Below are 15,259 nucleotides of genomic sequence, written 5' to 3' on the forward strand. Positions count from 1 at the left end.
GAATTTATCTAGCTGGGCAGATAAAATCGACGCAAAGCTAGAGGAGCTTAGTATCCAGCCAGAGTACAAGCTGATAGCACGTAAAGAAAATTCTGAAGCCGACCGCCTTGCCACGCAAGCATTAAACGGCATCGATATTACAGGTTTAAAGGAAATTATAAAAGAGTGAGCATGGACCACCAGTTTTTTACTGGTGGTTTTAACTTCTTTCAGCGGGTGTCCAAACACCCGCTGAAAGAAGTTAAAGCCTCCGGTAGATGTCATGCAAATGGACTTTTATCATAAATTTTCCTGTTTTTAATGAAACTTTTACCAGTCTGAAACTACTACTACTATGAACCTAATAATAAGGAGAGATTTTATGAACATGAAAAAAATTGCACCAGTAGCAATGACAGCATTATTATTTGGAAGTGTAGTAATACCAGTCGCTTCAGCAAATGAAAATCAGACAGACGCAGAACAACAAGTACCACAAATCCAAATTGATCCTGTTCACATTTTCAACACTACCTATGGAACGGTTGAAAAAGTCAATTCAAGTGAAAACATTACATACTTCACAGTACAAGATGGCGATCAAACAAACATTTTAGAAATAACAAAGGATACACTTGTTTTCGATAATACAGGTAAGAAAGTAGAACTTAAAAAAGGGGATAAAATAGAAGCTTATACATTTGCAAACAAGCCACAAAAATTAATTTATCCACCACAATTCGATCCGGATGTTGTCATTGTTGAAACTGAGGAAGCTGGATTTGTTGAAGTTGATTACTTCTTTGAAAACTTAATGAACACTTACGATATGTTAAAATTAATCATTGGTGAAAACACGGAGCTTTTAAATACGAAGGGAGAAAAAGTTGCAGCTAAAGATTTAATAGAGAAAAATTTAGTAGTTTTCTATACAGCTTCAACAAAAAGTATCCCGGCTCAAACAACACCTTCGAAAGTAATTGTTCTTGATGACAAGTCTGAAAATCCAACAGAAAATACTGTAGAAGCGGAAATAGCACAAATAATCGCGACAGATTACTATGAAGTAGATGGAACAAAGATGGTTCCGTTGCGTTTGATTGCCGAAAAACTTGGCTATAAAGTAGAGTCAACAAGTAAAGGGGCAATTGTGTCAAAAGGTAATTTATCTTATACAATTACTCGTGGAGAAAAAATGTTTGGATATAACAAAGCATTACGCCCACTTAATGCAGCACCCGCTTTGCTAGAAGCATCTAAAACATATGTACCAGTTGAATTTGTAGAGGAATATTTAAAATAATTCCAAAACCCATATAAAGGTCACTACCTTTATATGGGTTTTTGCGCTTTTTGGAAACTCACTTAGCTGTTATTTTTAATGAAAATTTGATTTTATTCCCAAACATAATCATTATAGGAAACTTGAAAGAACTTTTATCGTCTTAATCAATGAAGAGGGTGACTTTAACAGAAGAGAGGATTTTATGTGGAAAGAAATTCAAGAAGATCTAAAAAAACGAAGCCTAAAAATAAAGTTCTAAAAATAACCTTACTAGTTATGTTAATTTTACTATTAACCGTAACTAGTTATGGAGCTTATGCGTTTGTTAAATTTAAAAATGCCTATGATAGTTCAAAGGTCGATTTAAATAGAGATGGAAATAAATCAGAGCTAAGGGAAGAGGATGTTTCATTTAAAAAAGATCCTATCTCCATTCTATTATTAGGTGTTGAAGATTACTCTAGTCAAGCGGAGAATGGTCGAGCAGACACTCAAATGGTCATTACTTTAGACCCAGATACATCTGAAATTAGCTTAATTACAGTGCCTCGAGATGCAAGAGTAAAAATAGAAAATGCAGGGGAATATACAGGTATACATAAAATCAATGCCGCTTATAGTTACGGATCAATTACAGGCTATGGGGCAATTAAACTTCAATTAGAGACAGTTGAAAAATTACTTAATATACCGATAGATAACTTTATTGCAGTAAACTTTGATGGCTTTAGAGATATTGTCGATGCTCTAGGTGGAGTAACAATAGATGTAAAAGAGGATTTTTGGGAAGATAATATTTACGATAAAAAACGGATAGAATTTCATAAAGGAGAGTCACATTTAAAGGGAGAAGAGGCACTTGCATTTGTAAGAATGAGATACAGACCTATTAATGCTTCATACTCACGCGAAGAGAGACAAAGACAATTTTTGACTGCAACAATTAATCAAGCAAAATCGACGAATACAATATTTAAAATTGGTCAAATTGCAGATATTTTAGGAGAAAACGTAGAAACAGATTTAAACCCTAAAGAAATCTACGCACTTCAAAAGCAATATTTGAATTCTAAAAACATATCTACGAAAACGATAGAAATAAAAGGAGAAGATCAGTATATCGACAAAGTATCTTACTTTATGCCTGATATGGAAAGCTTGGAGAAAGTAAGCACGGAATTAAGAAAAATTCTTAAACTAAAAGAAGAGAATTTCAAAACAAACGCGGTTATCGAAAGATAAAAAAATAAGAATCCATTTTGATAAATTTTTTCAAAATGGATTTTTTGAATTATTAAACTGAATGTTCTGTTATTAATTGTAGCTTTGCTTAACGTTATAAAAATTTGTTAAACTATTGGTGCTGTAATTTTTGAGAGAAAAGAGCGAAGACAATGAAAATTATTCACATAGATCAAAAATATCCTGAGGATTGGATTCGCGTATTAAATCATATTGCGAATTTATTTTTTGAGGATTCCAAGCTAAAAGTAGAGTCTGAAGGAACAAATATGGCAGTGTCATTCGAATATAACGTTGGGGATGATTCTTCAATTTCTACAAAAGCTGTGCTTGAGGTAGATGGTAAGCGTTATACGAATGATTACCGTATTCAATACGAATCTGGGGCTGAAGGACGTGAGCTAAATATTCGTATGAAGCGTGCTTTGTCACACGTGTTTTTAGATGTGTTGGAGCAACATACGGGAATGCAACAGCAATGGGGAATTTTAACAGGTGTGCGTCCGACTAAGCTTTACCATAAATTTCGAATGGCCGGGAAGAGCGAGGAAGAAATTGCTGATATCCTTATTCGTGATTTCCGTCTGTCAGAAGAAAAGGTAGCGCTACTAAAAGAAATAGTTGCTCGTCAGTTAGTGACGATTCCTGATATAGATGAAATCGGTAAAGAAATAAGTATTTATATTGGCATTCCTTTTTGCCCGACTAAATGTGCCTATTGTACTTTCCCAGCGTATGCGATTGGCAGCAATCGCAAGCAAGGGCGAGTTGCAACATTTTTAGATGGGTTGCATATTGAATTACGTGAAATGGGGAAATGGCTGAAGGAAAATAATATGAAAATCACGTCCATTTATTGGGGTGGTGGTACACCGACATCTATCGAGGCACATGAAATGGATGCATTGTATCAGACGATGCATGATTCCTTCCCACATCCTGAAACAATCCGTGAAGTAACTGTCGAAGCGGGCAGACCTGATACGATTACACCTGAAAAACTAGAAGTATTAAAAAAATGGGGCATTGATCGAATAAGTGTTAATCCACAATCGTATACAGATGAAACACTTAAAGCAATTGGTCGTCATCATACGGTACAGGAAACAATTGATAAGTTTTGGTTAGCGCGTGAATCAGGCATGAATAATATTAACATGGATTTAATTATTGGTTTACCGAATGAAGGAATTGAGGAGTTCCAGAATTCATTAGATGAATCTGCAAAAATGCAGCCAGAATCGCTAACAGTACACACATTATCATTTAAACGTGCATCAGAAATGACACGTAATAAGGATAAGTACAAGGTAGCAGACCGTGATACGGTTGCACAAATGATGCATATGGCACAAGTATGGACGAAGGAAAATGAGTATGTACCGTACTATTTATATCGTCAAAAAAATATTTTAGGTAATTTAGAAAATGTCGGCTACAGTAAAGCTGGCGAAGAGAGCATCTATAATATCCTCATCATGGAAGAAGTACAGACTATTTTAGGGATTGGCTGTGGAGCTTCCTCTAAATTCGTTCATCCTGAGACAGGGAAGATTACGCAGTTCCATAATCCAAAGGATCCTGCTGCCTACATCATGACGTTTGAAGAGGCAATCGGTAAAAAAATTGAGTTTTTAGATGAATTATATAAGGTATAAACAAGATGGCAATCTGACGTGATGTTCAGATTGCCTCTTTTATTCCGATAAATCAGCATAATGTTCCGATAAAATTAGAAAACATTCCGATAAAACCAGAAAACATTCCGATAAATCCACAAAGTGTTCCGATAAAACTAAAAAACATTCCGATAAAAGCTCAGGAATGTTTTTAGTCTGAATTATAATGATGATAAGCACCTAACTTAAATGAGTGGAGGTATTACATGAAAGTCGTTATTAGTCCAGATTCCTATAAGGGGACTTTGTCGGCCATCGAAGTAGCTAGTGCAATGCAGGCAGGGATCTTGGATGTTGATCAATCAATTGAAACAATCCTTTTACCAGTTGCAGACGGGGGTGAAGGTACACTAGAATCACTAGTTACTTCAACAAATGGTCACTATATGTCACACCATGTGCTGGATCCATTGGGGAGAGAAATCGAAGCGAGATATGGTGTGCTTGGTGATAATGAAACATGTGTGATTGAAATGGCTCAGGCTTCCGGAATTATGCTGATACAGGATGAAGAAAAAAATCCCGAACTTGCATCGACGTATGGAACGGGACAGCTAATCAAGGCTGCTCTTGATAAAGGCTTTAGAAAATTTATTATCGGAATCGGTGGTAGTGCTACAAATGATGTTGGTATTGGCATGTTAAAGGCACTTGGACTGCAATTGAAAAAAGAAGACGGCACTTTAATTGCTGATGGGGTGTCGGCCTTATTAGATTTAACTTTAATTGATACTAGTCAGCTAGATCCCCGATTGGCTGAAGCAACATTTAATATTGCATGTGATGTTGATAATCCATTGATTGGAGAGCGTGGGGCAACAGCTATTTTTGGACCTCAAAAAGGTGTAAAAGAACATCAAATTACTTATTTTGATAGCTGCTTAAAGCAATTTGCAGACATTGTTGAAATGCAAATTGGCATTCGACTGCACGACTACAAAGGGGCAGGCGCAGCAGGTGGAATGGGAGGTGCATTAATAGCTTTTTTAAACGGCAGTTTTCATGCAGGTATTGAGATTGTAATGAATGCAGTACAGTTAAAAAAGCATTTAGAAGGTGCCGAGTTTGTTATGACAGGTGAAGGACAATCAGATCGCCAAACATTACATGGGAAAGCGCCAATAGGGGTAGCGAAGACTGCAACATTAGCGAATGTACACGCTGTGTTATTGTCGGGGACAATAGAAGAAAATGATAAACCTGCATTACTTAAATATTTTACTGTTGTTGAATCATTAGTAGATGAAAATATTAGTATTCAGCAGGCAATGCAGGAACCTTATTATTTTATTCGCATGAAAACAAAGGAAATGTTTAGGAATTATATACAAAATGGATGAAAAAATTAAGTCTGTCACTAAGAGTTAGGGATGACATTAGCAATTTAAATAAGTTGATTGGAGTGGAGACTGGGCGACTCCTTGGGGATTAGCGTCACAGATGAGACCCTGGAGCGAGCAAAGCGAGTGAAGCGGCTCAGCGGACGCCCCCAGGAAAGCGCCCAGTCGGAACGGAAATCAACCCCATGTGATGGATTTTAGTTTAATTGAAAAAGGGAGTATATCATCTCTTTTTTGTATAATAGAAAAATAGAAAGGAAGTTAGTAAATGAAAAAGTTAATAGTAGTGCTTCTTTGTATTTTTTTATTAGCAGGCTGTACGGAGACATTAAATACGGAGAAAGTATCCGTCACTGCAGGACATGAAATGCGCGTACATTTTATTGATGTAGGACAAGGAGATTCGATTTTTATTGAATCGCCAAACGGTAAAACAATGCTTGTTGATGGAGGCGTTAAAGGAGCTGGTCAAAAGGTTGTTTCATATTTGAAGGAGCTCGGTGTGAACAAGCTTGATATAGTGGTCGCAACCCATCCTGATGCAGACCATATTGGTGGTTTAATTCCTGTGTTAAATTCGATAGATATTGGACAATTTTATGATTCAGGGAAGGTACATACATCTCAAACTTTTGAAGAGATGCTGACACTTATTGATACGAAGAATATTTCTTATAATGTTCCAAAAACAGGCGATCGTATAGCGTTTGATGATGATATTAATGTGAAGGTTTTAAACGCCAATGAAAATGCAACAGATAATAATGATGCCTCCATTGTCTTAAAACTTGCTTATGGTAATGTATCATTTTTATTAACAGCCGACGCGGGAATGGCGTTAGAAAAAGAGATGATGCAGGACGATGTGAAAGCAACGATCTTAAAAGCAGGTCATCATGGCTCCAACACGAGTAGCTCTGCGGAGTTCATTCAGAAAGTACATCCTGAAGTGACAATTTTAAGCTATGGAGAGGGCAATAAGTACGGTCATCCTCATGCTGAAGTAGTTGAGCGATTACAAGCAATTGGCAGTGAAATTTACTCTACTGCAGAAGCGGGAACTGTTATCGTATCAACAAATGGGGTAGACTATGAAGTGAATTCGAAGGAATGGTCTCCACCAAGTGTCTCAACACCACAGACAAGTGCCTCAGCACCAGCAACAACTAGTGCAAGTATTGAAATTGTTAGTAAGGATTTAATAGAAGAAATTGTAGGTATTAAAAATAATGGTAATGAAGCAGTGTCCTTAAAGGATTGGCAGCTTATATCAATTGAAGGGCATCAAGTTTTTAATTTTCCAAATGTGACATTACAGCCAGGGAAAACGATGTATGTCACAAGTGGCTCAAATGCACGAGAAGGTCAAAATTATTTAAAGTGGACAAAGAAACAGATTTGGCTGAATGATGGGGATGCTGCACAATTACGTAATGCGAAAGGGGATATCGTTAGTGAACTCGACTAAATACACCTTAGACCGTATTGAAGATGGATATGCAGTTTTTTTGAAGTACCCAGAGGAAGAGGAACAGCTAATCATTTTACAATCAGCTATGAATAAACCAGTACAGGTTGGCGATCGTGTGCTAATTGAAGAAATGGACGGCATCTACCAAATTGAAATTTTAAAAGAAGAGACCGAACAGAAAAAGGAAGAAATACAAAGCTTAATGGATAGATTGCGTAGGAAAAATCAATAGTTATAGAATGAAGAGTAGGCTAGGATTAGGCTAATCACTAAAAGTGGCGGATGGCATTTGTTAAAATGGATACCATGTAATATGTTGATTGGAGTGGAGGCTAGGCGACTCCTTGGGGATCAGCGTCACAGATGAGACTCTGGAGCGAGCACATAGGGGAACGAAGGCTAAATGCATCACGTCCTGTGATAACGCCTTCGTGACCAACATCGTGTTGGCCCAAGCGGCTCATCGGACGCCCCCAGGAAGCTCTGCTCTGCGCGAAAGCGAAGCGTCAGCGGCAAAGCGCCCAGCCGCAATGGAAATCAACCACACGTTATGGTGATGACCTAAATTTTACTGGTCAACTCGAGCACGAAAATGCCTAAAACGCTATGCTAAATATTTTGAATATATGCTAAAATAATTATACTAATAGGAAGCTAGGAGCTGACACGATGTCAATTAACACAATTATTTTTGATTTAGATGATACGCTATTATGGGATAAAAAATCCGTCAAAACGGCATTTGAAAAAACGTGTGAATATGCAGCAACAATACATAATGTAAATCCGGATGAGCTAGAGGAATCGGTGCGTAAAGAAGCACGTGCACTTTACGAAGGTTATGAAACATATGATTATACGGTGTTAATCGGTATTAACCCATTCGAAGGACTTTGGGGAACATTTGATGATCCAACAGAATATTTCCAAAAACTGAAAAATATCGTACCAGGCTATCGTACAGAAGCATGGACAAAAGGCTTAGTAGCTCTTGGCATTGATGATACACAACTAGGGGCGGAGCTAGGGGAGCGCTTTGTAGCAGAGCGTAAAGTGTCTCCATTCTTATATGAAGATACTTTTGATGTGCTAGATAAGCTGAAAGGAAAGTATCAACTCGTATTACTGACAAATGGAGCACCAAGTTTACAAAATTTAAAGCTGGAAATTACACCAGAAATCGCGCCATATTTTGACCATATTATTATCTCTGGGGACTTTGGTAAAGGGAAACCAGATGCCTCTATTTTCGAGTATGTCATGGAGAAAGCAGGTATTACAGCAGAGGATGCGGTAATGGTTGGAGATAACTTAAATACTGATATTTTAGGCTCATCCCGTGTTGGTATGCGCAACGTTTGGATCAATCGTGAAAACAATGCACCAAATGGCGTTGTTACGCCAACATATGAGGTTGATTCTTTAACTGCATTATTAGAACTTGTAAATAAGCTATAAGCAAAAATGTACGAATTTGGGTGTAACCATCAACAAAGGTTGATTTTCAGAGTTGACGATTTCTGCGGGGCTTTTAGCGCAAGCTCATCCTGCAGAAGTCGCCACTCTCTGTGAAAAACCAACGGCTCCTTATCATTGGAGCATTCGATGAAGAGTATTGTTCAACCTTAAATAAAGTTTAATCAAATTAACCCTATGGATCTTAAAAAAGAGCAAATAGAAAAAGCGTATTTTGAAAAAAAGGTTGTTCAAAATACGCTTTTTCTAGATTCAATTGAATTAAAATCCTTGCGCCATTAAAACGCCCGATTGAGTAATACCTCAAAATTTTTACTGAATGTCAACTTCTTATCTTGTACTTAATTATTCACATAAAAACAAGCATGATTTCTCAAATCTGTTAACATCACTTGATACGAAATACCAGTGATTATCTATTTTCTTGTAATCACTATAATAATCAAACTCTTTAGCAGTCGGAAATTCACCTGTGGATGAAAAAATAAATCCTTCCTGTAAACCTTGCATGTCTAAAAAGGGTTGGTCAGCCGATTGAAAATAGACAAAAAAATGATCTTTCGAATGCATACCTACTCTGATCGTCTCAGATTTAACCGCATCTATATATTGCGGAGGAGTGTAATACCAGAAAAAACCTTTATTTCCGTATCTATTTGCCTCTTTTTTTATTTCCCCATTGACTAACATGCGAATGATTTCTTCTCGATCATCTTTATAAAAATAAAAATTCACTTCTGTTCTAATCAATGGTGGCAATATAATCACTATGAGTAGTGTTATTAATTGAATAATAATTGGAACCCATTTCTTTTGAAATAAATAAATGATTGAATAAATAAAGATGACCGTAAATGACCCATATGTTATTAATGCCAACTTAGAAGATTCATTCCCGATAAGCTTAAACACTGTATAAAACAATAATAAAATACTACTTCCTATTGCAAAGAAGATTATATGTTTTTTCATATTTGTTACTCTCCTAAAACAATATAAACTTTTAAAAGCAACCAATGGTTTCAAATTCATTGCTTCAAATTACTTTCTTATTTTAACATATCCTGTTTTCCTAACATTTCGCACAGACAAAACCATGTTGTTGCTGTCGCTCCGCTTTCGCTGCTTATCGGACGCCCCTAGGAAAGCGCCCAGTCGGAACGGAAATCAACCCTACGTTTTGGTGATGAGCTCAAAAAATAAAAAAGCAGAGAGCAAATACTCTCTGCTTATAAAGCAATATATTATAGGTTAATCGCTTTTACTTCATCAATATTTTCAAGCTGTGCAACGAATGTTAGATCTTCTTCTGTTACCGTATTGTCGATTGTTAGCATCATGACAGCTGTACCGCCAACTTGTGCACGACCAACTTGCATTGTTGCGATGTTAATATCTTTTTCTGCTAGCTTTGTTGCTACGCGGCCGATCGCACCTGGTTTGTCAGTATTTTTAATGTAAAGAAGGTGACCTTGTGGAATAACGTCAACAACGTAATCTTCTACTTTAACAATACGTGCACCTAAACCATTTAATAATGTACCAGCAACTGTGTGTGTTTCGTTAACTGTTTTAATTTCAATCGTAATTAAGCTAGTGAAGCCTTTAGCAGTTGTTGTTTTATGCTCATTTATTTTCATGCCGATACGTTCAGAGAGGTAACGAGCATTTACGTCATTCACATGATTACCGTGGTTTTTAGATAACAAGCCTTTTAACGCGTTTGACGTTAATGGACGAACATCATAATTTGCTACTTCACCAGCATAAGATAAGTTGATTTCTTTCACAGGCTCAGTTGTTAGTTGAGATAAGAATGAACCAAGTTTTTCAGCTAATTCAAAGAAAGGCTCAACTTGTGCAAGCAACTCTTTTGGAATAGATGGCATGTTCACTGGGTTAGTTACAGTACCTGTTTTATAGAATTTAATAATGTCGTTTGAAACGTCTACCGCTACAGATTCCTGCGCTTCAATTGTAGATGCACCTAAGTGAGGTGTTGCGATTACTTGCGGTAAAGTAAGTAGTTTATGATCTGTTGCTGGCTCAGATACGAAAACGTCAAGAGCAGCACCCGCTACTTTACCTTCTATGATTGCATCATATAAATCATCTTCATTGATAATACCGCCACGTGCACAGTTAATGATACGCACGCCATCTTTCATCATAGCGAATTTTTCTTTGTTAATAAGGTTGCGTGTCTCAGGAAGAAGTGGTGTGTGTACGGTAATGAAATCTGCAGCTGCACAAATTTCTTCAACTGTTGATTTTGTTACCCCTAACTCTTTAGCACGTTCATCTGTTAGGAATGGATCGTATGCCATAACATTCATGCGTTGACCTTTAGCACGATATGCAACTTCAACACCGATACGACCGAAACCTACAACACCTAAAGTTTTATTTTTAAGCTCAACACCAACATAAGATTTACGATCCCATTTACCATTTTTAAGTGTATTGAATGCTTGTGGGATGTGACGAGCAAGTGAAGTCATCATGGCAATAGTGTGCTCAGCAGCAGAGTTCGTGTTACCGTCTGGTGCATTTACAACGATAATACCATGTTCAGTTGCAGCAGTTAGATCAATGTTGTCTACACCTACTCCAGCACGTCCGATAAGTTTTAAGTTTTTAGCCGCTTCAATTACTTCACGAGTTACTGTTGTTTGAGAACGTACTAGTAAAACATCTACATCCGCAATTTTTGCGATTAATTCTTCTGGTGCAAGACCAGTATCAACAATGATATTTAAGTCTAAATCTTGTTCTTGGCGTAGAGGGAAAATACCATCTTCACTTAGTGGGTCAGCGATAAATACGTTAATTGTTTTTGTTGCAGTAGTCATTTGTAATTAGCTCCTTTTAATTAAAAAATGTTAGTGTTCTTTATATACGAAACAGTCTGAATTTTGTAAAGATAGCACATCTTACAGCATACAAACAATCTCCTTTCTAAAAATGAGAAAAATATCAATTTCGCCTTGGCCTAATTGTTGCTGTCGCTTCGCTATCGCACAGAAAACATTTGTTGCTGTCGCTTCGCTTTCGCACAGAAAACATTGCGTCCGGATTTTGTAAGTGTTACAAAATGAAGATAAAAAAAGCCTTTCACGCCTTACAAACACAGATATTGTGTTGTAAGGGGCGAAAGGCATAATAAACATTGGTTCGCGGTACCACCCTTAATCACTGCTTAAAAAATTTCTAGCAGTCTTAGCTATATGCGTAACGTGCATGTGACGGATAAGCTTACTTTGGAGATGTTCGGCTTATCTATTCAGGAGTGGAACTATTATCGTAGAAATCACTGATTTACACCAACCATCAGCTCTCTTTGGATTTTCTTGCGACTAGCGTGTCTCCGTCGTTATATTTTCGTGTAATTAAATTTGTTAACATCATAATCCTTATTGTTCACCTTTGTCAATAATATTTCTGAAAAAGATTAAAATTCATGACTTTATAAGTCTGTGAAACAACTAAATACGAACGTTTATTTATTTAATATTATTAATTGTTCGTGTTTTAAGGGAGGACAATGAAAGCGCTACCGATATATGTTAAGTCAGATTACATGGGCGTTTAACAAATATTCGAGGTCGAAAATTATACGATGGTAACTTTCTTGGTTTAGTGGAGGAAAGCGAACATTTTTTTCTTGTCACATTTTTGTCAAAATTACGATGTGTAGAAGGTAAACTGTCAAGTAGAGAAGAATGTAAGTAAGGGAAGATTGATTTTTAGGGGGTGTAGAATGATGTATGATGTAGCAATTGTCGGTGCAGGACTGGCAGGGTTAGTAGCTGCCTGTGAGTTAGCGGATGCAAAGAAAAAAATTCTATTAGTAGATCAAGAACCTGAAAATTCAATGGGGGGACAGGCATTTTGGTCCTTTGGGGGTATTTTTTTAGTGAATTCACCCGAGCAAAGAAGACTTGGTATTAAGGATAGTAAAGAGCTTGCATGGCAAGATTGGCAAGGAACGGCTGGTTTCGATCGCTTGGAGGATGAAGATTCGTGGGCGTATAAATGGGCCAAAGCTTATGTAGAATTTGCAACTGGTGAAAAATATAGTTGGTTAAAGTCTCTGGGTATTAAGTTTTTCCCTGTCGTCGGTTGGGCAGAACGTGGTGGATCATTAGCAGGTGGCCACGGAAATTCGGTTCCTAGATTTCATATTGTTTGGGGCACTGGACCAGGCATTGTAAAGCCTTTTGCTGAAAAAGTGAAAAAGGCCATAAAGGATGGATATATAGATTTTAAACCAAGACATCGTGTAGATGAGTTTATTCAACAAGATGGAAGGATTACAGGGATTAGTGGAACAGTGTTGGCTGAAAGCTATGCAATTCGCGGCGAAAAAAGCTCTAGGTTAGGTATTGGCGAATTTTCTTATGAAGCGGGAGCGGTTATTGTGGCGAGCGGTGGGATAGGGGCAAATTTTGATTTAATCAGAAAAAATTGGCCTGCTCGACTTGGTACACCACCCAAAAATATGGTCAGTGGTGTACCTGCTTATGTAGATGGCAGAATGTTAGAAATTACTGAGCATGCGGGGGGACGTATCGTTAATCGAGACCGTATGTGGCATTATACAGAAGGCTTGAAAAATTGGGACCCTATTTGGCCAAATCACGGAATTCGAATTTTGCCGGGCCCTTCATCTTTATGGTTTGATGCGGAAGGCAATCGATTTGGAGCACCAAATTTTCCGGGTTTTGATACGTTAAGCACATTAGAGGCAATTCAAAAAACTGGCTATGATTACTCGTGGTTTATTTTAACGGAAAAAATTATTGAAAAAGAATTTGCATTATCGGGTTCTGAGCAAAATCCTGATTTAACAAATAAAAGTATTACGGATGTTCTGAAACGTGTTTTACCAGGACCACCAGCTCCAATTCAGGCATTTAAAAATTATGGTGAGGATTTTGTTATTGCTAATGATTTAAAGGAGTTAGTTGAAGGGATGAACAAGTTGGCTGGCAATGATCTTCTTGATTTTATCAAAATAAAAGAGCAAATTTTAGCAAGGGATCGTGAAATGGACAATAAATTTACAAAGGACTTACAGGTTAATGCTATTCATGGCGCAAGAAACTATGTAGGTGATAAATTTGTGCGCGTTGCGAAGCCCCATAAAATTTTAGATCCAAACAATTGGCCACTTATTGCGGTCCGCTTAAATATTTTAACGCGTAAAACATTAGGAGGCTTACAGACAAATTTGAATGGTGCTGTGTTAGGAACGGATGGTCAACCTGTACCGGGTTTATTTGCAGCTGGGGAAGTTAGTGGTTTTGGTGGTGGCGGTGTACATGGTTACCGTGCTTTAGAAGGGACATTTGTTGGAGGTTGTTTATTTAGTGGCCGACAGGTAGGGCGTTACTTGGCAAAAGGGGAATGAAGAAAAATTAAATGAGATTTAGAAAGCCGTAGAGAGAGAGAGGGAAATGCTCGGGTGCCGTGGGAAATCGCTCGGGTGAGCCTAGAAAGTGATCGGGTCCCATGGGAAATCGCTCAGGTAAGCCGAGAAAGTGATCGGGTCCCCTAGAAAATCGCTCGTGTACCAAAAATATCTGCTCAGGTAAACGCGCAATCACTCACCCTTTACAGGCAAGGAAGATTAACTCAAAAAAATATGAAAGAGCATCACCACAAATGGATGATGCTCTTTTTTCTTATAAAGAAGAACTTTGAACTTGAGCGATTTTGACGATTTGTTCCTCAATCTGCTCTTTTGTCCAACCATTTTCTTCAACGAAGAAGTTACGTTTTGCGCGGCGGCATTCGTCAGAACAGCTACGCATATAAAAGGCCTCATGCTTTTCCTCGCAAAGCATTAACTTATGGCATTCAGGGTTTGCGCAGTTTGTATAACGTTCTGTCGGTTCACCAGTGAAGAAATCCTTGCCAACAATCACATGCTCAACCTGATTAATAGGTACACTTCGACGACGATCAAAGACAAACATTTGTCCATCCCATAGTTGACCTTTTACCTCAGGGTCTTTAGCATACGTGGCAATTCCACCATGTAATTGACCAACACTTTCTCCATAGCCTTCACGTTTTAACCAGCCAGAGAATTTTTCGCAGCGGATACCACCTGTGCAGTAAGTTAAAACTTTCTTGCCAGCAAAATCTTCTTTATGGTCCTCCATCCAATCTGGTAGGTCACGGAAGCTTTCAATATCTGGACGAATAGCGCCGTGGAAATGTCCAAGGTCATATTCATAATCATTACGTGCATCAATAACTACCGTATTGTCCTCCTGCATACGTTCCATAAATTCCTTTGGCGATAAATAATCTCCTGTTATTTCTAAAGGATTAATATCATCTTCTAAACCAAGGTGAACAATTTCTCGACGAGGGCGCACATGCATTTTTTTAAAGGTATGCCCTTCGGCTTCGTCTATTTTCCACATAATGTCGCTAAAACGAGGGTCTGCCTTCATATGATTCATGTAAGCATCAGCTTGCTCGACTGTACCTGAAACCGTGCCATTAATGCCCTCATATCCAACTAAAATACGACCAAGAAGCCCGATTTCTTTACAAAGTGCTAAATGTTCCTCTGCGAATGCCACAGGGTCTTCAATAGCTATATATTTATAATAAAGTAATACACGATAGTCTTTCTGTGTCACAATCATTAACCACCTTTAAATCAATATTCGTCATTAAATATAGCATATCAAGTGCAATTTTGCGTAGGATAGAAGGAGTTTTCTAAAAAAACACGAATAGTACATAGTGAATGACTATTCATATTTGG

11 protein-coding genes and 1 other annotated feature are annotated in these 15,259 nt (G+C 37.6%); of the genes, 8 read left to right on the top strand and 3 right to left on the bottom strand.

Going from position 1 to position 15,259, the window contains the following annotated elements:
- Positions 1 to 361: 361 nt before the first annotated feature.
- From ACFXN8_RS07165 to ACFXN8_RS07195, 7 genes are all read left to right on the top strand, one after another.
- Positions 362 to 1,282, top strand: coding sequence for a stalk domain-containing protein (locus ACFXN8_RS07165; protein ID WP_386843958.1), 921 nt, complete (start codon positions 362 to 364; stop codon positions 1,280 to 1,282).
- 186 nt (positions 1,283 to 1,468) lie between these two features.
- On the top strand, positions 1,469 to 2,506 hold the full coding sequence (locus tag ACFXN8_RS07170; protein WP_376075490.1) for an LCP family protein: 1,038 nt from the start codon (positions 1,469 to 1,471) through the stop codon (positions 2,504 to 2,506).
- Between the two features lie 152 nt (positions 2,507 to 2,658).
- Positions 2,659 to 4,164: a coproporphyrinogen III oxidase gene (locus ACFXN8_RS07175; protein ID WP_386843961.1), complete on the top strand. Its 1,506-nt coding sequence runs from the start codon at positions 2,659 to 2,661 to the stop codon at positions 4,162 to 4,164.
- A gap of 227 nt (positions 4,165 to 4,391) precedes the next feature.
- Entirely contained in the window at positions 4,392 to 5,525 is a 1,134-nt protein-coding gene (locus ACFXN8_RS07180; RefSeq protein ID WP_386843963.1) for a glycerate kinase, read from the top strand.
- A 268-nt stretch (positions 5,526 to 5,793) separates the two neighbouring features.
- Positions 5,794 to 6,993 (top strand): MBL fold metallo-hydrolase, encoded by a 1,200-nt coding sequence (locus tag ACFXN8_RS07185; protein ID WP_376075487.1) that lies wholly within the window; start codon positions 5,794 to 5,796, stop codon positions 6,991 to 6,993.
- Positions 6,980 to 7,228, top strand: a complete 249-nt coding sequence (locus tag ACFXN8_RS07190; protein WP_370046345.1) for a DUF3006 family protein — start codon at positions 6,980 to 6,982, stop codon at positions 7,226 to 7,228. The genes ACFXN8_RS07185 and ACFXN8_RS07190 overlap by 14 nt, the downstream gene beginning before the upstream one ends.
- A 437-nt stretch (positions 7,229 to 7,665) precedes the next feature.
- On the top strand, positions 7,666 to 8,454 hold the full coding sequence (locus ACFXN8_RS07195; protein WP_386843966.1) for an HAD family hydrolase: 789 nt from the start codon (positions 7,666 to 7,668) through the stop codon (positions 8,452 to 8,454).
- 363 nt (positions 8,455 to 8,817) lie between these two features.
- Here the strand turns inward: ACFXN8_RS07195 and ACFXN8_RS07200 are convergent, their stop codons facing one another.
- Both ACFXN8_RS07200 and serA read right to left on the bottom strand, forming a co-directional pair.
- Entirely contained in the window at positions 8,818 to 9,444 is a 627-nt protein-coding gene (locus tag ACFXN8_RS07200) for a hypothetical protein (protein WP_376075481.1), read from the bottom strand.
- Between the two features lie 272 nt (positions 9,445 to 9,716).
- Positions 9,717 to 11,324 (bottom strand): phosphoglycerate dehydrogenase, encoded by a 1,608-nt coding sequence (serA, locus tag ACFXN8_RS07205; protein ID WP_386843968.1) that lies wholly within the window; start codon positions 11,322 to 11,324, stop codon positions 9,717 to 9,719.
- A gap of 291 nt (positions 11,325 to 11,615) precedes the next feature.
- Positions 11,616 to 11,855, bottom strand: a binding site (T-box leader).
- A 377-nt stretch (positions 11,856 to 12,232) separates the two neighbouring features.
- Here serA and ACFXN8_RS07210 point away from each other — a divergent pair.
- On the top strand, positions 12,233 to 13,885 hold the full coding sequence (locus ACFXN8_RS07210; protein ID WP_386843970.1) for an FAD-binding dehydrogenase: 1,653 nt from the start codon (positions 12,233 to 12,235) through the stop codon (positions 13,883 to 13,885).
- 274 nt (positions 13,886 to 14,159) lie between these two features.
- Here ACFXN8_RS07210 and trhO read toward each other — a convergent pair whose 3' ends face one another.
- Positions 14,160 to 15,131: an oxygen-dependent tRNA uridine(34) hydroxylase TrhO gene (gene trhO, locus ACFXN8_RS07215; RefSeq protein ID WP_386843972.1), complete on the bottom strand. Its 972-nt coding sequence runs from the start codon at positions 15,129 to 15,131 to the stop codon at positions 14,160 to 14,162.
- Between the last annotated feature and the right edge of the window lie 128 nt (positions 15,132 to 15,259).

The sequence above is a fragment of the Lysinibacillus sp. NPDC059133 genome, assembly GCF_042755925.1.
In the GTDB taxonomy this organism is placed as follows: Bacteria; Bacillota; Bacilli; order Bacillales_A; family Planococcaceae; genus Lysinibacillus.